The following is a 19,338-nucleotide window of genomic DNA, read 5'->3' as shown; positions in this document are numbered from 1 at the left end:
CCGCAAACTCAGGAATCGGCGCCCAGCAGGCGGTAGCCGACCCCCGCCTCGGTGACGATGAAGCGTGGCCGGGTCGGATCGTCCGCCAGCTTCTGGCGCAAGTGCCCGACCACGATCCGCAGGTAATGACTGTCCTCGGTGTGGGTCGGGCCCCAGATGTCCTTGAGCAGTTGCTGCTGGGTAATCACCCGCCCCGGGTGCCGCGCCAGCTGGGCCAGCACCGCATACTCCTTGCGGGTCAGGGCCACTTCGACACCGTCCAGCAGCACCCGCCGATAAGCCAGGTCGACCGTCAGCGGCCCCACTTGCAACGCCGCCTCCTGCACTTCCCCGCTCGGCGCCTGGCGCAACAGGGCGCGAATCCGCGCCAGGAACTCCTGGATACCGAAAGGCTTGGTCACATAGTCGTTGGCACCACCATCCAGCGCCTCGACCTTCTGCAGCTCGCTGGCACGCACCGAAAGCACCAGCACCGGCACCGCCGACCACTCGCGAAACTCGCGCAGCACCTGCTGCCCATCCATGTCCGGCAGCCCCAAATCAAGTACCAGCAGGTCCGGCTTGTTCAAGGCGGCCTGGGCCAGGCCTTCGGTGCCGGTCCCGGCTTCAATCACTTTGTATCCCTGGGACGCCAGGCTGATGCGCAGGAACTTGCGAATCTGCGGCTCGTCGTCGATGACCAGGATGGTCGCGGTCTGGCTCATGGTTTCAGTTCAAGACAAATTAAGAGGCAAAAGCGTAGCGCAAGGCATGCCGCATCCGTGTGGCGCTGACGCGGCAAGGCCGCAGCGCGTTCTACAGGTATTCACAGGTCGGACTCAAGCTCCGGCTGGGTCTGCAACGGCAGGTGCAAGGTGATGCATGTCCCCTTGCCGCCAATGCCCTCGGCGACACTGATATGCCCGCCATGGGCGCCGACCATGCCCTGGCAGATCGCCAGGCCCAGGCCGGTGCCTTGCCCGCCGCGGTCGCCACGGGCAGCGGTGTAGAACATGTCGAAGATCTTTGCCCGCTCATCCTCGGGAATCCCCGGGCCCTCATCACTGACGGCGAAGCTCAATTCCTGCTCGCTGGCACCGACTTTCAACTGCAGATGGCCATGGGGCGGCGAGAAGCGGGCAGCATTCTCCAGCACATTGACCAGCGCCTGCTCGATCAGCGCCGCATGAACGTAAAGCAAGGGCAAGTCCGCTGGCAGTTCGGTGGCCACCTGCAACGGCGCCAGCACCGCCCGCAGGCGGTTCAGGGCACTGCCGACGATATCCCCCGGCGCGACCCAGTCCCGGGCCAGCTTCAGGGCCCCATGGCCGAGCCGGGTCATGTCCAGCAGGTTCTGTATATAGCGGTCCAGGCGCTCGGCCTCATCCCGCGTGCCCTCCAGCAGCTCTCGCCGATCTTCCAGGGGGATCGCTTCCCCCAGGGCCAGCAGGCTGTCGATACTGCCGCGCATTGAGGTCAGCGGTGTGCGCAGGTCATGGGATACCGAAGCCAGCAAGGCGCTGCGCAGCTGTTCGGTCTCCCCGTGCAGCCTCGCCGCTTCCAGGTCCTCGGCCAGCCGCGCCCGTGCCAGGGCCTGGGCCAGTGGCTGGCTGAGCGCAGTGAGCAGGCGTCGGCGCTGGCCGCTGAACTCCTCGCCCTCACGGGGGCAGACACCGAGCAACCCCAGGGGCCCGTCATCCACCGACAGCGGCCACCACCACCATCGACCAAAGGGTAAGGTCCCGGTGCCCAGCCCCGCCGGCTGGTCATGCTGCCAGGCCCAGTCGGCCGCCGCGCGCTCGGCCTCGGAGAACTGCGGCGAACCACCGGTCTCGACTTTCCATCCACCCTGCCCGTCGCGGTTGATCAGGCAGACACGCAACTCGTCGCGACCATTCAAATGCTGGGCCGCGGCGCTGATCACCGCTTGCCGGTCAGTGGCGGCAGTCAACTTGCGCGACAGGTCCAGGAGCTCGCCGGTTTCCTCCTGGGTATCGCGCAACGCCTGCAACTGCCGGCGCTGGCGGGCCGCCAGATTGCCGGTCAGCGCGGCCATGAGCAGAAAGAACAGCAGGGTCAGTACATCTTCTTCCCGCTGGATGGCCAGGGAGAAGTTCGGCGGAATGAACAGGAAGTCATAACTGAGAAAGGATAGCGCCGCGCAAGCCAGGGCCGGCCCCAGGCTGCTGCGCACTGCCACCAGCAGCACCGCGGCGAGGAACACCAGGGAGATGTTCGGCAACGGCAGGACACTGGCCACCCCCCAGGCCAGGGCGCTGGCCAGGAGGGTGGCCAGGACTGCCAGGACGTAGTCGAACCAGATCAGCGAATGCTTGACCCGCAGGCCCGGCTGATGGGGCTGGGGCTCGCTGTCCAGGACATTGATCTCCAGGCCATCGGCATTGCGCAGCAAGCGCGCCGCCAAGCCGCCACCGAACCAGCGCCGGCGCCAGCGGCGCCTGGACTGCCCCACCAGCAGCAGGCTGGCGCGACGCTCCGCGGCGTGCTGGATCAAGGTCTTGGCCACCTCGCCGGCGCGCAACAAGACCACTTCCCCGCCCAGGCGCTCGGCCAGTTGTTGAGCAGCCTGCAAGCGCAAGCGTGCCTGCTCGTCGCGCAACCGGCCGTTATCCACATGCACCAGGCTCCAGGGCAGGTGGCGACGCTGAGCCACACGGCTGGCGTGACGTACCAGCCGCTCGGCCTGGGCATCGCCGTCGATACCCACCAGCAACCGCCCGCGCACCGCCGGTGCCGCCTGCCCCAACTGGCGATAGCCCTGGGCCAGGTCGTTGTCCACCTGGGCGGCGGCGGTCTGCATCGCCAGTTCGCGCAGGGCGGTGAGGTTGGTCTGGGTGAAAAATGCATCGATGGCCGCCCGCGCCTGCTCCGGCACGTAGACCTTGCCGTCCCGCAGACGCTCCAGCAGCTCTCGGGGCGGCAAGTCCACCAGCAGCAACTCATAGGCCTCTTGCAACACCCAGTCAGGCAGGGTTTCGCGGACCTGGACCCCGGTAATGCCGCGCACCTGGTCATTGAGGCTTTCCAGGTGCTGGACATTGACCGTGGTGAAGACGTCGATCCCGGCCGCCAGCAACTCCTGAATGTCCTGCCAGCGCTTGGCGTGCCGGCTGCCCGGGGCATTGCTGTGGGCCAGTTCGTCCACCAGTACCAGCTTGGGCTTGGCCTTGAGCAGGCCGTCGAGGTCCATTTCCTCCAGCAATACGCCACGGTATTCCGAACGCACCAAGGGCTGCTGGGGCAGCCCGCTCAACAAGGCTTCGGTCTCGGCGCGGCCGTGGGTCTCCACCACCCCGGCAAGCACCTTGACCCCTTGGCGCAGTTGGCTATGGGCCGCCTGGAGCATGGCGTAGGTCTTGCCAACCCCGGGGGCGGCGCCCAGGAACACCTTGAGCCGGCCGCGGCCGTCCCGTGGCAGCTCGGCTAGCAGCGCGTCGGCGCGACCGGAATCACTCATGGGTTATCTCTCTGCGACAAGACATTCGGTTCAATCTGCGCTCACTTCAGTTGCGTTTGCCAGCGCTCCCTGGGGCTGGAAGCCCCCGCGGGGCATTTTGCAGCCTCGCAGGTTCGGCAGCGGCTACAGCTGTTCCAGGGCCAGGTTCAGGGCCAGTACATTGACCACCGGCGGCCCCACCAGCGGCTGCTCCATATGGGCGTCCACCAGGGCCTGCAACTTGGCTGGCGACAGGTTGCGCGCCGCCGCGACCCGCGCCAGTTGATAGTCAATTGCCTGCGGTGGCAAGTGTGGATCGAGGCCGCTGCCCGAAGTGGTCAGCAATGCCAGGGGCACCGGCCCCTGCCCCGGTACCAGGAGCTTGCCGGCATCCTCGATCACCCTCGTGGCCAGGGCCGGGTTGCTCGGCGCCAGGTTGCTGGCAGAGCTGGATACCGTGGCAAAGGCCCCCGCCGAAGGGCGCGGATGGAACCAGGCATCACCGACGAAATCCTGGGCGATCAGGGCCGAACCCCGCACCCTGCCGTCGGCATCGCGCACCAGGCTGCCATTGGCCTGTTCCGGGAAGGCCAACTGGGCCACGCCGGTCACCACCAGGGGATAGGCCACACCGGTGATCAGGGTCATCAACACAATCAGGCTCAAGGCCGGACGCACTACGCTAGTCATTTCTCACTCCTCGATTCGTTCAGATCTGCAGGCCGTTACACCAGGTGCAGCGCGGTCAACAGCATGTCGATCAGCTTGATCCCGACAAAGGGCACGACAATGCCACCCACGCCGTAGATCAACAGGTTGCGCCGCAGCAGGTGCGCGGCACTGGCCGCCTGTACCCGCACCCCACGCAATGCCAGGGGGATCAGCACCACGATGATCAGGGCGTTGAACACGATGGCCGAAAGGATTGCGCTCTGCGGGCTGGCCAGCCCCATGATGTTGAGCACCCCCAGCTGTGGATAAATCGCCGCGAACAGCGCCGGCAGGATGGCGAAGTACTTGGCCACGTCGTTGGCGATGGAGAAGGTGGTCAGGGCACCCCGGGTCACCAGCAGCTCCTTGCCGATCTGCACCACATCCAGCAGCTTGGTCGGGTCGCTGTCCAGGTCGACCATGTTGGCCGCCTCGCGCGCCGCCTGGGTGCCGTCGTTCATGGCCATGCCGACATCGGCCTGGGCCAATGCTGGTGCGTCGTTGGCACCGTCACCGCACATGGCCACCAGACGCCCGTCGTTTTGCTCGTGGCGAATGCGCGCCAGCTTCTTCTCCGGCGTGGCCTCGGCCAGCACATCGTCGACTCCGGCTTCGGCGGCAATGGCCGCGGCGGTCAGCGGGTTGTCGCCGGTCACCATCACGGTACGGATACCCAGCTTGCGCAACTCGGCGAAACGCTCGCGAATGCCGGGCTTGACCACGTCCTTGAGGTGAATGGCGCCGAGCATCCGGCCCTCGGCACAGACCAGCAGCGGGGTGCCGCCGCTCTGGGCGATCTTGTCGATCTCCCGGGACAGGGCCGGTGCCAGCTCGCTGCGTTTGAGGCCGACGAAACTCAACACCGAATCCACTGCACCCTTGCGATAGACCCGGCCCTGGTAATCGACCCCGGACAGTCGGGTTTCAGCGCTGAAAGGCACTGCCGTCAGCAGATCGCTGCCCGGCTCGGGCTGTGGATAAAGCTCCCGCAGGTACTCGACGATGGACTTGCCTTCAGCGGTGTCGTCCGCCAGGGAGGCCATCAAGGCCGCTTCGGCCAGTACCTGGGCACTGACGCCCGGCGCCGGGTAGATGGCGCTGCAACGGCGGTTACCGAAAGTGATGGTGCCGGTCTTGTCGAGCAGCAACACGTGCACGTCACCCGCCGCCTCCACCGCACGCCCGGACTTGGCGATCACGTTCAAGCGCACCAGGCGGTCCATCCCGGCAATCCCGATGGCCGAGAGCAGGCCGCCGATGGTGGTGGGGATCAGGGTCACCAGCAGCGCCACCAGGAACACCAGCGGCAGGCTGCCATTGGCAAAGTGAGCGAAGGGCTGCAGGGTCACCACCACCAGCAGGAAGATCAGGGTCAGGCCGATCAGCAGGATATCCAGGGCCACTTCGTTCGGTGTCTTCTGCCGCTTGGCACCTTCCACCAGAGCGATCATGCGGTCCAGGGTCGACTCGCCAGGGTTGCTGGTAATGCGCACCAGCAGCCAGTCGGAGACCAGCCGGGTGTTGCCGGTCACCGCGGAACGGTCACCGCCGGATTCCCGGATCACCGGAGCCGATTCACCGGTGATTGCCGCTTCGTTGACCGCGGCGATACCTTCGATCACCTCGCCATCGCCGGGAATCATTTCGCCGGCTTCGACCCGCACCACGTCGCCTTTGCGCAGATTGACCGCCGGCACCAGCTGATAGCTGCCGTCGCTGGCCCGGCGGCGGGCGCTCAAGCCCTCACTGCCGGCCTTGAGGCTGTCGGCGCGAGCCTTGCCGCGGCCTTCCGCCAGGGCCTCGGCGAAGTTGGCAAAGAGCACCGTGAACCACAGCCAGAGAGCAATCTGGGCGGCGACGAAGGTCGGCACTGCGGTGTCCGGAATGAAACACAGCACGGTGGTCAGGATCGCTGTCAGTTCCACCACCAGCATCACTGGCGAGCGCTGCAACTGGCGCGGGTCAAGCTTGACGAAAGCCTGGATCAGCGCCGGGCGCCACAGGGCAGAGATTGCGGTACTCGCCACTTCGGCCTTGGCCGGCTGGCTCTTGGCGAGCGCATCGGCGGCTTTGTTCGAGGCAGGAACATGCATATTCATCATCAGGTCCTCAGAAGCCCATGCTCAGATGTTCGGCGATTGGGCCCAGCGCCAGGGTCGGCAGGAAGGTCAGGCCGCCCACCAGCAAGATGGTCACGGTCAGCAAGGCCACGAACAGCGGGCCATGGGTGGGAAAGCTGTTCTGGCCGATGGGTGCGGTCTTCTTCATCGCCAGGCTGCCGGCCAGGGCCAGTACCGGCAGGATGTAGCCGAAGCGCCCGATCAGCATGCCCAGGCCCAGCATCAGGTTGTGGAACGGGGTATTGGCGCTGAAACCGCCAAATGCCGAACCGTTGTTGGCGCTGGCCGAGGTGTAGGCGTACAGCAGTTGACTGAAACCATGGGGCCCCGGGTTGCTGATGGCTGCTGCCGGCCCTGGCAAGCTGGCGGCCAGGGCGCCCAGGACCAGGACGCCGATGGGCATCACCATCAGGGTCACTACCAGCAACTGCACCTCCTTGGCCTGTAGCTTCTTGCCCAGGTATTCCGGGGTGCGACCGATCATCAGCCCGGCCAGGAACACTGCGATCAACACGTTCAGCAACATGCCGTAGAGGCCCGCACCGACGCCGCCGAAGATCACTTCGCCGACCATCATGTTGATCAGCGCCACCATGCCGCTCAGCGGGTTGAGGCTGTCGTGCATGCCATTCACCGAACCGTTGGAGGCCGCAGTGGTGGTCACCGACCAGAGCACCGTGGCAGTGGTGCCGAAGCGGACCTCCTTGCCTTCCAGGGGCGCAGCCTGCTCTACCGCTGCGTTCTGCAACGCCGGGTTGGGTTGATACTCCGCCCACAGCGAGGTAGCACCGCCGATCAGGAACAAGGCGAACATGCAGGCGATGATCGCCCGGCTCTGACGCAGGTCCTTGACGTAATGGCCGAAGGTGAACACCAGGGCCACCGGAATCAGGATGATCGATACCAGTTCGAACAGATTGCTCCAGGCCGTGGGGTTCTCGAACGGGTGCGCCGAGTTGACGCCGAAGAAACCGCCACCGTTGGTGCCCAACTGTTTGATGGCAATCTGACTGGCGGCCGGGCCCAGCGGAATGACCTGGTCATTGCCCTGCAGGGTCAGGGCATCCACGTAATGGGCAAAGGTCTGGGGTACGCCCTGCCAGACCAGGAACAGCGCCAGCAGCAGGCACAGCGGCAGCAGGCCGTAGAGGGTGGCGCGGGTCATATCGACCCAGAAGTTGCCCAGGGTGCGCACCGAACGCCGGCCAATGCCGCGGCACAAGGCAACCAGCACCGCCAGCCCGGTGGCAGCGCTGACGAAGTTCTGCACGGTAAGGCCGACCATCTGGCTGAGGTAGCTCAGGGAGGCTTCGCCGCTGTAGGACTGCCAGTTGGTATTGGTCATGAAACTGACTGCGGTGTTGAACGCCAGCGTCCATTCCTGCCCCGGAAGATGCTGCGGATTGAGCGGCAGGTGATCCTGAAACAGCAAGATGGCAAACAGCAGGACAAACCCGGCCAGGTTGAAGGCCAGCAGAGCCAGGGTGTATTTCTGCCAGCTCTGCTCAACCTGTGGATCGACCCCGGAGATTCGATAGCAGACACGCTCCACCGGGCCCAGGACCGGGGTCAGCCAGGTGCGCTGGCCCTCCATCACCCGGTAGGAGAAGCGCCCCAGCCAAGGTGCGGGCAACAGCACCAGAGCGAAGAAGGCGAGGATCAGCCAATAGTCATAACTGTGCATAACCGCAGCTCCTAGTTCCGATCCGCGCGCAGCAGCGCAACCAATAGATAAATGAACAGGCCCACTGCCAGCAGCAGCGACACCGCGTCCAGAATGTTCATGGAATGTCTCCGTGGTACGGCGATTGCCGCGAATGCAGACATTGTCCGCAGGGTGCCTGTAAAGGAACGAGATCGACGGGGCGGGCAGCGCATAAAGAAAGCGTAAAGACTGGCGTCATCCAGCCTTTACGAGGGGCGATGAAGCGCATCGCTCGCCTCTGGAGCGCGGCTGCCCCGATGCGAGGCATCACGCCCCCCTGCACTGAAGGTCATTAGTGCTAAAAATCGGCGAAACATCCTCGATACGACAGCTTTTCGTGCTTTACGACGGTGTTCCAGGAACTGGCATGGGCACTGCACAGAACAGCCGCGAGCACGTCCTAATCGTTCAGGGAGCAACCGATGAACACACAACTCAAGCCCACCTTGGGCACGCTGCATTTATGGGGCATCGCAGTCGGACTGGTGATTTCCGGGGAGTACTTCGGCTGGAGCTATGGCTGGGGCGTGGCAGGAACCCTGGGGTTTCTCGTGACCTCGCTGATGGTGGCGACCATGTATACCTGCTTTATATTCAGTTTCACCGAGCTGACCACGGCGATTCCCCACGCCGGCGGCCCGTTTGCCTACAGCCGTCGCGCCTTTGGTGAAAAAGGCGGCTTGATCGCGGGGCTGGCCACCCTGATCGAATTCGTCTTCGCCCCTCCCGCCATCGCCCTGGCCATCGGCGCTTACCTGAACGTGCAATTCCCGGCCCTGGATCCGAAACATGCCGCGGTTGGCGCCTACATCGTATTCATGGGCCTGAACATTCTCGGGGTGAAACTGGCAGCCACCTTTGAACTGGTGGTCTGCGTGCTGGCGGTGGCCGAACTCCTGGTGTTCATGGGCGTGGTGGCCCCGGCCTTCAGCTTCAGCAACTTCGCCCTCAACGGCTGGGCAGGCGCGGACGCCTTCGGCGCCCCGGCAATTGCCGGGATGTTCGCCGCCATTCCCTTTGCCATCTGGTTCTTCCTGGCCATCGAAGGCGCGGCCATGGCTGCCGAAGAAGCCAAGGACCCCAAGCGCACCATTCCCAAAGCCTATATCAGCGGCATCCTGACCCTGGTGCTGCTGGCCATGGGGGTGATGTTCTTCGCCGGCGGCGTGGGGGACTGGCGCAGCTTGTCGAACATCAACGACCCGCTGCCCCAGGCGATGAAGACCGTTGTGGGTGACAGTTCCGGCTGGCTGCACATGCTGGTATGGATCGGCCTGTTCGGCCTGGTGGCAAGTTTCCACGGGATCATTCTCGGCTACTCGCGCCAGTTCTTCGCCCTGGCCCGGGCCGGTTACCTGCCTGCCTCCCTGGCCAGGCTGTCGCGCTTTCAGACGCCACATCGGGCGATCATCGCCGGCGGCCTGATCGGCATCGCCGCCATCTACAGCGATGGCCTGATCAACCTTGGCGGCATGACCCTCACTGCCGCCATGATCACCATGGCGGTGTTCGGTGCCATCGTGATGTACATCATGAGCATGCTCAGCCTGTTCAAACTTCGCAGGGCGGAACCGAATCTGCCACGCAGCTTCCGCGCCCCGGGCTACCCGCTGGTGCCGGCCATCGCCCTGGCACTCGCCGCGGTCTGCCTGGTGGCCATGGCCTGGTTCAATGCCCTGATCGGCCTGATATTTCTGGTGTTCATGGCCCTGGGCTTCATCTACTTCCTGCTGACCGGGCAACTGCGGGCCGACGCACCGGTGGACGCCATGCTCACCGGCCGTTGAACCGCGCTCTGCTCGCACCAGGCGGATCAGGCATACAATGGAACCACTGCGAAGCGCTTTAACTCAAAGCGTTATAGGCAGGCCCGAAGGCGAACCTTCGCCTGCGGGCTACTGCCCATTAAGGAGAGCCCTATGCCCTGGTATGCCTGGTTGATTCTGGTGGTTGCTATCGGTTCTATCGTTGGCGGCTTGATGATGCTGCGCGACACCGCCAACAAGGTCGAGCTGACCGATGAGCAACGCAAGCGCGTGGCCGAGCGCAACGCACAAATGGATGCCAAGGAAGCGCAGGATCGTTAAGCCTAGAGCCCCTTCACCCTAACGTGCAGGGGCTGCCTGGAGGCTCAGCGCTCCCATTCGGCCTTGGCAATGTGCAACCCGTGCTGGCCCTTATAGGCTGCACGTTGCGGCTGGCTCCAGCCTTCGAGCAGCGACTCGTCCAGACGATAGATTTCCACTCCCAGTGGACGGCACACGCTTAACGGGTCCTGGGCTTCAGGCCCCCACATCGGCAAGGACAGATCTCCGCCCGGACAGGTCGACAATGCACAGAGCAGGTCGATTTCGGCGAAGAACTCCAGATAATCCCCCTTCTGCGCCGGGCAGGCCTTCATGAAGTACATGTCGTCATGGTTCAGGCCCGTGCACTGGAAGATGTTCAACACATCATGCACATCGAACTCGGTCAGGCCATGAGGCAGCACTGCCCGCGTCAGGTTGGAATGGCAGTGATGGTGAAAGTCCTCGCCGGTAAGCATGCGATTCACATAGGGGTCGCAACGGGTACCCAGTAGATCGTGCAGGCGGCCACCATGCTCGTCGATGCCGTAATGGGCCAGGCTGTCATCGGTGATGGTCACCAGCGGCCGCAGAAAAGGCAGGTTCGACCAGAGCCGGTCGTGGGTACTGACATGCGCCCCCTGCAACTGCCGGGTGCGCGCAGCCCAGAGGCGCTCACGCGGATCGTTGGCATTCCATACGTTGAAGTCGCCCACCTGCGGCCCTACCGGGGTGGTCACCCGAAATACGTGCCCGGCGGGCACCTTCCAGGCGCGTCCGGTACGGATCGGAACCTCGAACTGCTCGATCAGATGGCGTTGGCCCTGATTGTGCCGAATGCGTTCGTAAAACGCCTTGTCCACCTGTAGCGCCGAACCTTTGCTGACCTGATAAGCCGCTGGATAGTCTTTGTACATGGGTATCGCCCTCATTCAGTGACACAGGGATTGGTCGAGCATGTCCAACAGCAGGCGCTCCGAGTCGTCCAGGTACAACTCCATGGCCTCGATGGCGGCCGCCTTGTCACCCTCCAGAAGCCATTCATGGATCTGTCGGTCGCGGACCAGCCAGGGCGCCTGAAACCGCGCCTCATCCGGCGCCGTACAAAACACCAGGCGCAACTGCGCCACCACGTTAGTGAAGAACTCATCGAATAGTGGCGAGCCCAGCAACCCCACCACATGCTGGTGAAAACGCAGGCCATGGGTTCCCACGGCGCGCCAGTCCTCGCGCTCCCGGGCAAGCTCCGCCGCTTCCATGGCATCGAGCATGCGATCGGACTGGTACTCGCGTAGCGGGCGAGCATTGGCGATGGCCTGCAACTCCAGGGTACGGCGCACTCGGAACAGATCCCGCACGTCATCAGCACCAAGGCGACGGACCACCACGCCTTTGTGCCGCACGTACCAGGTCAGCCCTTCCTGCCCCAGGCGGTGCAGGGCTTCACGGATGGTATTGCGTGAGGCGCTATAGGCACTGACCAGCTCGCTTTCCACCAGCGCCATTCCGGGCAATAAACGACCACCGATGATGTCAGCCCGCAGTTCCACAGTAATGTGATCCGCCAGGGATAGTCCGTCGCTCATGGGCACCTCACGATTGTTCAACAATTCATGAACAGCAGGTAATCACTTATCGTGCCAACTTCAATCACCCCTTATGCCCTCACGAAAAGCTGTCGGGAAGCTGTCAACGCTGACAATCCCTGCCTAGAAGTAGGGGCATGATCTGAGAATCCTTGGTTAAAATGGTCTTCTAGTTGCGGAGGTTTCTCAAATGCGTTACTCGCCAGACCATAAAGCCCAGACTCATCAACGCATTATCAAGGAAGCTTCAGAACGTTTTCGGCGTGACGGGATAGGTGCAACAGGTCTACAGCCCCTGATGAAAGCCCTGGGGTTGACCCATGGCGGCTTCTATTCCCACTTCAAGTCCAAGGATGAACTGGTAGAAGAAGCCCTACGCGCCGCCGCCCAAGAGCTGGACGCCCATTGCGCTGCACTGTTCGCACAAGAGCATCCACTGCCAGCCTTTATCGATAACTACCTCTGCGAGTGGCACCAGAAGTCCCCTCATCAAGGCTGCCCGCTACCGACCATGAGCTCGGAACTCGGCCAGCGCGGGCAACCCAGTGTGACTACAGATGAGGTGCTCAACACCAGGCTCGAACAACTAGAATCGGTGCTGGAAGGCGAACAGAAAGCCGAGCGAAGCCTGATGCTCATGTCCACCTTGGTCGGTGCACTCATGCTTTCTCGCAGCGTGGAAAACCCGGAGTTGGGAACTCGGATACTGGAGGTGGTTCGCGAGGGCCTGAAGCAACAGGAGCGGCGCTGAAGCGATCCGCTCCAACCTACTCTCCTTATTTATAGCGAGCGGCCGCACTGCTTCTGGACAGATTGGGGCCAAGAGCCAAGCGCGCCGCCACCAAAGCCTGCCAATCCGCAGGATCGGGTAGCGAAGGCAATGTAATCAACTCGCCCTGATCCAAGCCGCTCAACGCCGCATCGACCATCTCCTGTACCTCCATCACCATTTCCGCCGGAATGGCCTTGGCATCAAGCCCTGAACGCTCCCAGATCTCGGTACGAGTGACACCCGGCAACACAGCCTGTACACGAACCCCGCTGCCCTTCAACTCAGCCTGCAGCGACTGAGTCAAACTGAGTACATATGCCTTGGTTGCACTATAAGTCGCGTTGAAACGCTCAGGAATCAAGGCCACCACCGAGGCAATATTGATAATCGCCCCACGCCCAGTCGCAGAGAAACTCGTTGCAGCCACCCCGGCCAGCCGGGTCAGTGCCACTACATTGAGCTGAATCATGTGCTCCATCTGATCCAGGTCGGCGCCAGCCAAAGCCCCGTTGGCAGCTACTCCCGCATTGTTCAGCAGCAAGCTGATACGGGAGTCGTCGCGCAAACGTTGCTCGACATTCAGTAAGTCCTTCTTGAGCGTCAAATCCGCCTTCAACACCTCCACTTGCACGTTATATTTATCGCTCAACGCATTGGCTGCCACCTTCAAACGTCCCTCATCTCGAGCAACCAGCAACAAATCAAAACCTCGCTCTGCCAGTCGCTCGGCATAAACCGCTCCAATACCGGATGAGGCCCCAGTGACCAATGCTGTACCTTGGGATTGAATCGAACTCATAGCTGGACTCCTGACAATGCATAAAAGTAATGAGCGCCTTCGGCCAGAAGCATTTGGCGCCCGAAAAATATTATTACCATAATATTTTCGAGTCATCATGAAAATGATCAATCCAGGCAATAGAGATTCACTGTCAGCTACCCCACCCATGAAATGCAAAAGGCCGGTCAGAGACCGGCCTTCAAACGTTATGCGGAAGAACTCAATTGACTTCGAGCTTATCCAGATTTCGTTCCAGAATTGCCCTGCCAATCCCCTTGACCTCCAGCAACTCGTCCACCGAAGCAAAGGGTCCATTTTCTTCCCGATAAGCGACAATCGCCTTGGCCTTGGCAGCCCCCACCCCAAAAAGCTCGCGTTGCAGCACAGCCTCATCCGCCGTATTGAGGTTGACCTTGCTCGCTTGAATCGGCGCCTGCTCCGCCACTTGCGCAGAACCGGGCTGGGTCTGGGGACCCGGCGCTGCTTGAGTGACAAGTGCAAAGCTGGCGAGAAAAGCAAAGATCAATGAGGTGAAAAAAGAGTTACGCATAGTGACGCTCCATGACATCGAGTAAGGAAAGCAGCTTTCCAAAGCTGCCTTCCAAACCTAGGTGATGCAGGGGACAAGTCAAAATGTAGATGGTTACTGTTTATGTAAACTTATGGTTGTAAACGGCGTTGTTGATAAATCCAATCGACAATTTCACCGTCTGGCGTATAGCCACTCACTGTTTCACGCAACAATTGGCGGAATGTGACGTAATCATCTTGATGAACAGACTCGAGCATCTTAGCTAGGTTAGTTTTCAACACACCCCAAGGCAAATAATCTTCATTAGCTGTCATAATCATCGGGTGTGGAGTGATAGAAACGTTATCACCTATTAATAGCTCCTCGTAAAGTTTCTCACCGGGCCTCAACCCGGTAAATTCGATAGCAATATCACCATGAGGCATTTTTTCCGAGCGAACACTCAGACCTGAGAGATGAATCATTTTCTCAGCCAGTTCTACAATTTTTACCGGTTCACCCATATCCAATACAAATACATCCCCGCCCAAGCCCATCGACCCCGCTTGAATAACTAGCTGTGCAGCTTCAGGAATGGTCATGAAATATCGAGTAATTTTAGGGTGAGTAACAGTCAAGGGGCCACCAGACTGTATTTGTTTATGAAACAATGGAATTACAGAACCTGAAGAGCCCAGAACATTACCGAAACGAACCATTGTAAATCGAGTGTTATTTCTTATCTGTTCACAACCAGCCACATCAAATAAAACGGGATCTTTTTCGCGACTAAGTGCTTGTAACGTCAGCTCAGCCAAGCGTTTAGTACTTCCCATTATATTGGTGGGACGAACTGCCTTATCTGTAGATATCAAGACAAAATCTGTAACACCAGACATCAATGCTGCCTGGGCTGTATTAAGCGTGCCGATTACATTATTAAAAAAGCCTTCGGAAATATTGTGTTCTACCATTGGGACATGCTTATAAGCCGCAGCATGGTAAACTGTATTAACTTTCCAGGTAGTCATTATATCAACGAGCTTTTCATGACTTTTTATAGTGCCAAGAATCGGCAATACCTTTACGGAAAGTGACTCACGAGCAACACGCCCTTCTAACTCGGAAAAAATACTATAGAGATTAAATTCGCTATGCTCGAACAACAACAATACAGTAGGACGAAGAAGCAATATTTGCCGACATAGCTCGGAGCCAATGGATCCTCCGGCGCCAGTTACAAGAACTACCTTCTTCGTCACACAGCGTTCAAGCAAATCCTCTTGAGCCGGAACTGCGTCACGCCCTAATAAATCAGCAATATCAACAGCCTGAATATCATCAACTTTCACTCGGCCACTGGCGAGATCCATAAACCCGGGAACACTTCGAACATGAAGAGGATAGCTTTCAAGAAAGCTCAAGATTTCACGACGACGCCCACGGCTTGAAGAAGGAATGGCCAAAAGCACTTCCTGCGCTCCAGTTGCATCAATCATACGTTGAATATTTTTGGGCTGATAAACATGTAGTCCGGCGATTACCCTGTCTGCAATACTCTTATCATCGTCAATAAAAGCAACAGGACGCATTGCTCGCCCCATCCTCAACGCCGCAACCAGTTGATTACCAGCAGCGCCTGCTCCATAAATAGCAACTTTAGGAAGATTATTATCTGTATTGGAGAAAGGCATGTGTTGCGTTGTAGAAAACCAATCATCAAGGAAGTATTGACGCATTGCTAAGCGCAAGCCTCCAATCATGATGAGACTCAACCACCAGAAATTAAAAACAATAGAACGAGGAACTACAAACTTATGATTACTATAGACATAAACTATAACCCCCATTACCAACGCAGACAACGTCACAGCCTTAGTAATAGCGATGAGTGCATCAGTACCAAAATAACGTAAAACTGCTCGATATAGACCAAAATGGATGAATAGTGGAATAGAAACTAAAGGTGCAAACAGGAAAAGCCATGGGTGCGCCTCTAATGGATTGGCAATTTCATCAATGCCAAGACGTACAAGGAACGCTAACCACAACGCAAGCCAGACAAGCACAGTATCTACTGCGACTTGGATCAAGCGTTTTTGGCGCCTCGGAAGCTCAAGCAACCACTGACGAAACATACTAATACCCTTCTTAAATAAAAACGCCACAGACGTAAACCAGAACCCGCATCTCAGTTCTCTCTTGCGCCGGCTTTGTAGAACACTGCAAGAAGAATCAAAGGTACATAAGCTATTACAAGACCAATAACTCCTTCGAGCTTTTCTGTACCCACAAGAAAGCCTAGTGGTAATAGCCAAATTATATTTACAAATAGCACTGCCAACGTTACCGGAAAATGCCTACCGTAACGCCTCGCTGCAAATTGATAAGCGTGGCTGCGATGCGCCTCGTACAGCTTCTCCCCTCTTAATAGCCGACAGAAAAGAGTAAACGTCGCGTCAACAATGAAAACACCTAGAAAAATCAACCAACTCCAAAATAACGATGGATTAGTCCAAGCAGCCTGCAGGGCAAGCAAACCAAGAACTAATCCAAGAAATCCACTACCTGCATCGCCCATAAAAATTCGAGCAGGAGGAAAGTTCCAGTACAAAAAGCCCAAGACCGCAAGAGCCAGGCCCAAAGGAGCCCAAGCTAAGTCATAACTACCAACTATCCAATACAAGCCTGCGCCAGCTAAACAAACAAATACAGCCTCAATGGCAGCCAGACCGTCAATACCATCCATAAAATTATATAAGTTAAGCATCCATACCAAGTAAAAAACTGCAAAGATATGTCCTGCCCATGCCAACTCAACATATACATTAAGTATAAGCATAGATGGCATCCCACCCAATAATGCCACCCCCAAAATTGCGGCTGTAAAGTGCCCCAATAATCTCCAGCGAGCGGGAATATGCCCATGGTCATCGAGAAACCCGATAACGGCAACCATCCCCCCTGTAACTGTAAGAGCTAACATAGTAAAAAATTGCAAATTACTAGTAATCTCTAAAACAATGGCACTGATTATAAAAACAACAACGATAGCCACCCCTCCGCCCCTAGGAGTGGGAACAGTATGAGAGCTTCGGGAGTTAGGTATATCAATAAGGCTATTAGATAAAGCGTATCTGCGTAAAACTGCAGTCCCCATCAAGGAACCAACAAACGAAAAGAACATCACCCAGTACACATTGCTCATACGCTTTTTTCCACAAAGGCTGCCGCGGTTCTTTTTAACGCCTCGTTAACGTTTACTGCGGGACGCCAACCTAAGAGAAGGCAGGTCTTACTTATATCAACCTGCAAGCTTCCACATAGGCGCTGCGAAATTGCCTTACGTCCTAGGAGAGTTAAAAATAATCTAAGCATACTACTTGGAAATGGAAAAACTCGGCTTTTTACACCCAATGCATTTGCTGCTTTCGCCAACAATTCACTTGTAGAGAGATCTTCATCATCACTAACAAGAAAAGTTTGATTTGCAGCACTCTCATGATGCATGCACAGAATAACTAGATCAATTAAATTTTCAATAAAAACCAGACTACGCTTATTGTTAATCGACCCTAAAGGCAAGGGGACTCCTCGCTTAACCCACGCAAGCATAGCCTCAAAATTTGCTTTTACTCCTGGTCCATAAACCAGTGTAGGACGAATAACTACCACCTCCATACCAGTTTCCAAAGCGAGCTGGCGGAGAGCAACTTCAGCCTCATGTTTGGATACACCATATGGGTCAACCGGGTTAACTGGATCATCTGCACAATAAGGTCGTGCAAGGCTGGTAGCCTCTCCATTAACTTTTATGGAGCTAATAAAAACAAAGCGACGCACACCGGCCTCAGCGGCTTGACGCGCCAACCTCAAGGTACCATGAAAGTTTACTCTTCTATATTCGGCTAGAGCAGTAGCGGAACTCTCGTTCATCACATGCACTCGTGCAGCAGCGTGAACAACTATAGATACGCCGGCCAAAGCCACAGCCCAGTCCGTTTCCGGGGATACATTGGCAGCATATACATTATTTGATATAAGCTGCAAATCACCTTCAGAGCGAAAAACTGATATGGGAATATAAGCCTCATGTAAAGTAAGTGCACGAACTAAGCAGCCTCCGACAAACCCTGCTGCCCCCGTTACCATGACGCGCTGTTTTTCCTCAAAGACTTCGTCCATCAACTTATAAACGCCTTATACTCTTTCAGCAGCAACTCCGAGCACCTGGAAGAACTAAAATTTTCCGAGGCTCGACGGCGTGCCTCAGCGCCCATAGAGTATCTCATCGATGGATTAGACAATAGCGTCCAGATCCCCTCTTCCAGAGATGCGGGATCTGCAACTTTAACTAGCAAACCTGTCAGCCCGTCTAAAATCGCATCAGACAAGCCATAGATATCGGTCCCTACTGAAGGGATCCCCATCGCCCCCGCTTCAATGATAACCGTGCCAAATCCTTCGCGGTAACTAGGCAAACATAGCAAGTCTGCGACGGCCATATATCGTTCGGGCTCGCGGTCGTAACCGACAACTTTAACATGCGACTTTATATATTCAGGAATGCTATCAATAATTAATTGACCTTCAGGCTCAGAAGGCCCAACCAGCACAAGAAATACATCACTGTCTTTGGCAGATATCCTCTCAAAAGCCTGAACTAACTCACTAATTCCTTTATCCGGTGTTATTCGGCCAACATATAGAACTACCTTGCTACTTTCTGAAATACCAAGCTTTGACCTCAAATCCAAGCATGTACTTTCTGGAAAGTATTTCTTATTGAATCGTTCTAAATCTATACCCGCGAGCGATCCGGCCCCCAGAACTGATATTCTCTCTGGTTTAATAATACCATTCGAAATTAGAAATTTCATTTGGCTGTGGCTATCTGCATAACAGTGCGTATTGAGTATACCGACAAGCTTATCGCACGCTCTTAGAAGTGAGCGTTTTAAACCAGACATAGTTACCCATGGCTGGCCAGTAAATGTGTGCAATCGAACGGACCGTCTAGCAAACAGACCCGCAATAGAACATAACAATCCTGCTTTCGGTGTAGTTGAGTGAATTATATCAAAATTATATTTTCGAAAAGTCTTTATCAAAAGAAACAAACTTAAAATATCTTTTTTAATATTAATTTTACGTTCAATATTAATTGGTAAAAAATTAAATCTCTTATTTGCGAGCAACCTCCCAACCGACTCATCGGCACTTGAAATGGCCGTCAAATCAACGCCAGACATTGCCAACTGCTCAAATTGAGTCTCTAGTTGCGTCACTATGAAAAACGAAACTGTGGAAACCCTAGCAACCCTGATTGCTTCTTTTGTCACCCACCAAGCCCTCGCCCGATTAAAACTCAAACCAAAAAATAACGCCGCCACTCATAAACCACAACCGTGACCAATGGCGGTAAAATAGCATATTTATAAAAAAAAGTCATCGAACAGTGTGATACCTACGAACAAGGACAAGTATTTAATTAGCAGAAATTATTTTAAAGAGTCAAAAAAACAAAACCAACTTTCGAAAACTCGCGCAAAGTATACAAAATTAAAATTGGATAAAACATCAAAGAATAAAGACCAATCCGATCGCTGTACATCAAGCCGAAGATTACAATATAAAAAAGAAACCAAGG

Annotated in this window: 17 protein-coding genes; 3 read left to right on the top strand and 14 right to left on the bottom strand. The window is 57.1% G+C overall.

Going from position 1 to position 19,338, the window contains the following annotated elements; all coding sequences use genetic code 11:
• Positions 1-8: 8 nt before the first annotated feature.
• From ACUXVH_RS21040 to kdpF, 6 genes are all read right to left on the bottom strand, one after another.
• Positions 9-704 (bottom strand): response regulator, encoded by a 696-nt coding sequence (locus ACUXVH_RS21040; protein WP_011062565.1) that lies wholly within the window; start codon positions 702-704, stop codon positions 9-11.
• Positions 705-805: 101 nt separating this feature from the next.
• Positions 806-3,457: a sensor histidine kinase gene (locus ACUXVH_RS21035; protein WP_065365466.1), complete on the bottom strand. Its 2,652-nt coding sequence runs from the start codon at positions 3,455-3,457 to the stop codon at positions 806-808.
• Positions 3,458-3,580: 123 nt separating this feature from the next.
• Positions 3,581-4,126, bottom strand: a complete 546-nt coding sequence (kdpC, locus tag ACUXVH_RS21030) for a potassium-transporting ATPase subunit KdpC (RefSeq protein WP_065365465.1) — start codon at positions 4,124-4,126, stop codon at positions 3,581-3,583.
• A 35-nt stretch (positions 4,127-4,161) separates the two neighbouring features.
• Positions 4,162-6,246 (bottom strand): potassium-transporting ATPase subunit KdpB, encoded by a 2,085-nt coding sequence (gene kdpB, locus ACUXVH_RS21025; protein WP_065365464.1) that lies wholly within the window; start codon positions 6,244-6,246, stop codon positions 4,162-4,164.
• 10 nt (positions 6,247-6,256) lie between these two features.
• Positions 6,257-7,951 carry a potassium-transporting ATPase subunit KdpA gene (gene kdpA / locus ACUXVH_RS21020; RefSeq protein WP_065365463.1) on the bottom strand — a complete coding sequence of 565 codons (1,695 nt, stop codon included), beginning with the start codon at positions 7,949-7,951 and terminating at the stop codon, positions 6,257-6,259.
• Between the two features lie 11 nt (positions 7,952-7,962).
• Positions 7,963-8,052 (bottom strand): K(+)-transporting ATPase subunit F, encoded by a 90-nt coding sequence (kdpF, locus tag ACUXVH_RS21015; protein WP_019092894.1) that lies wholly within the window; start codon positions 8,050-8,052, stop codon positions 7,963-7,965.
• 342 nt (positions 8,053-8,394) lie between these two features.
• On the opposite strand from kdpF, the gene eat reads away from it, so the two are divergent.
• Together eat and ACUXVH_RS21005 are read left to right on the top strand one after the other, a co-directional pair.
• Complete coding sequence (gene eat / locus ACUXVH_RS21010) at positions 8,395-9,759, top strand: ethanolamine permease (protein ID WP_011062570.1); 1,365 nt, start codon at positions 8,395-8,397, stop codon at positions 9,757-9,759.
• A gap of 132 nt (positions 9,760-9,891) precedes the next feature.
• Positions 9,892-10,059 (top strand): DUF2897 family protein, encoded by a 168-nt coding sequence (locus ACUXVH_RS21005; RefSeq protein ID WP_011062571.1) that lies wholly within the window; start codon positions 9,892-9,894, stop codon positions 10,057-10,059.
• Positions 10,060-10,103: 44 nt separating this feature from the next.
• On the opposite strand, the gene ACUXVH_RS21000 is transcribed toward ACUXVH_RS21005, so the two are convergent.
• Together ACUXVH_RS21000 and ACUXVH_RS20995 are read right to left on the bottom strand one after the other, a co-directional pair.
• Entirely contained in the window at positions 10,104-10,955 is an 852-nt protein-coding gene (locus tag ACUXVH_RS21000; protein WP_011062572.1) for an urea carboxylase-associated family protein, read from the bottom strand.
• Between the two features lie 15 nt (positions 10,956-10,970).
• A complete protein-coding gene (locus ACUXVH_RS20995; RefSeq protein ID WP_015636560.1) occupies positions 10,971-11,624 on the bottom strand; it encodes a GntR family transcriptional regulator in 654 nt (217 codons plus the stop codon).
• Positions 11,625-11,814: 190 nt separating this feature from the next.
• On the opposite strand from ACUXVH_RS20995, the gene ACUXVH_RS20990 reads away from it, so the two are divergent.
• Positions 11,815-12,375, top strand: a complete 561-nt coding sequence (locus ACUXVH_RS20990) for a TetR/AcrR family transcriptional regulator (protein WP_065365462.1) — start codon at positions 11,815-11,817, stop codon at positions 12,373-12,375.
• Between the two features lie 25 nt (positions 12,376-12,400).
• On the opposite strand, the gene ACUXVH_RS20985 is transcribed toward ACUXVH_RS20990, so the two are convergent.
• The 6 genes from ACUXVH_RS20985 to ACUXVH_RS20960 all read right to left on the bottom strand — a co-directional run bounded on the left by ACUXVH_RS20985 (position 12,401) and on the right by ACUXVH_RS20960 (position 19,081).
• Positions 12,401-13,195, bottom strand: a complete 795-nt coding sequence (locus tag ACUXVH_RS20985) for an SDR family NAD(P)-dependent oxidoreductase (RefSeq protein ID WP_019092896.1) — start codon at positions 13,193-13,195, stop codon at positions 12,401-12,403.
• Positions 13,196-13,397: 202 nt separating this feature from the next.
• On the bottom strand, positions 13,398-13,727 hold the full coding sequence (locus ACUXVH_RS20980) for a ComEA family DNA-binding protein (RefSeq protein ID WP_065365461.1): 330 nt from the start codon (positions 13,725-13,727) through the stop codon (positions 13,398-13,400).
• Between the two features lie 110 nt (positions 13,728-13,837).
• Positions 13,838-15,826, bottom strand: a complete 1,989-nt coding sequence (locus ACUXVH_RS20975) for a polysaccharide biosynthesis protein (protein WP_065365460.1) — start codon at positions 15,824-15,826, stop codon at positions 13,838-13,840.
• Positions 15,827-15,879: 53 nt separating this feature from the next.
• Positions 15,880-16,896, bottom strand: a complete 1,017-nt coding sequence (locus ACUXVH_RS20970) for an MraY family glycosyltransferase (RefSeq protein WP_065365459.1) — start codon at positions 16,894-16,896, stop codon at positions 15,880-15,882.
• Positions 16,893-17,873: a UDP-glucose 4-epimerase family protein gene (locus ACUXVH_RS20965; protein WP_065365458.1), complete on the bottom strand. Its 981-nt coding sequence runs from the start codon at positions 17,871-17,873 to the stop codon at positions 16,893-16,895. The genes ACUXVH_RS20970 and ACUXVH_RS20965 overlap by 4 nt, the downstream gene beginning before the upstream one ends.
• On the bottom strand, positions 17,873-19,081 hold the full coding sequence (locus ACUXVH_RS20960; RefSeq protein WP_255313446.1) for a glycosyltransferase family 4 protein: 1,209 nt from the start codon (positions 19,079-19,081) through the stop codon (positions 17,873-17,875). Before ACUXVH_RS20960 ends, ACUXVH_RS20965 begins: the two co-directional genes overlap by 1 nt.
• Between the last annotated feature and the right edge of the window lie 257 nt (positions 19,082-19,338).

It is taken from the genome of Pseudomonas sp. 8(2025) (assembly GCF_052665325.1).
The sequence above is the reverse complement of the archived record's forward strand: the minus strand, read 5'-3'. Positions and strand labels throughout refer to the sequence as shown.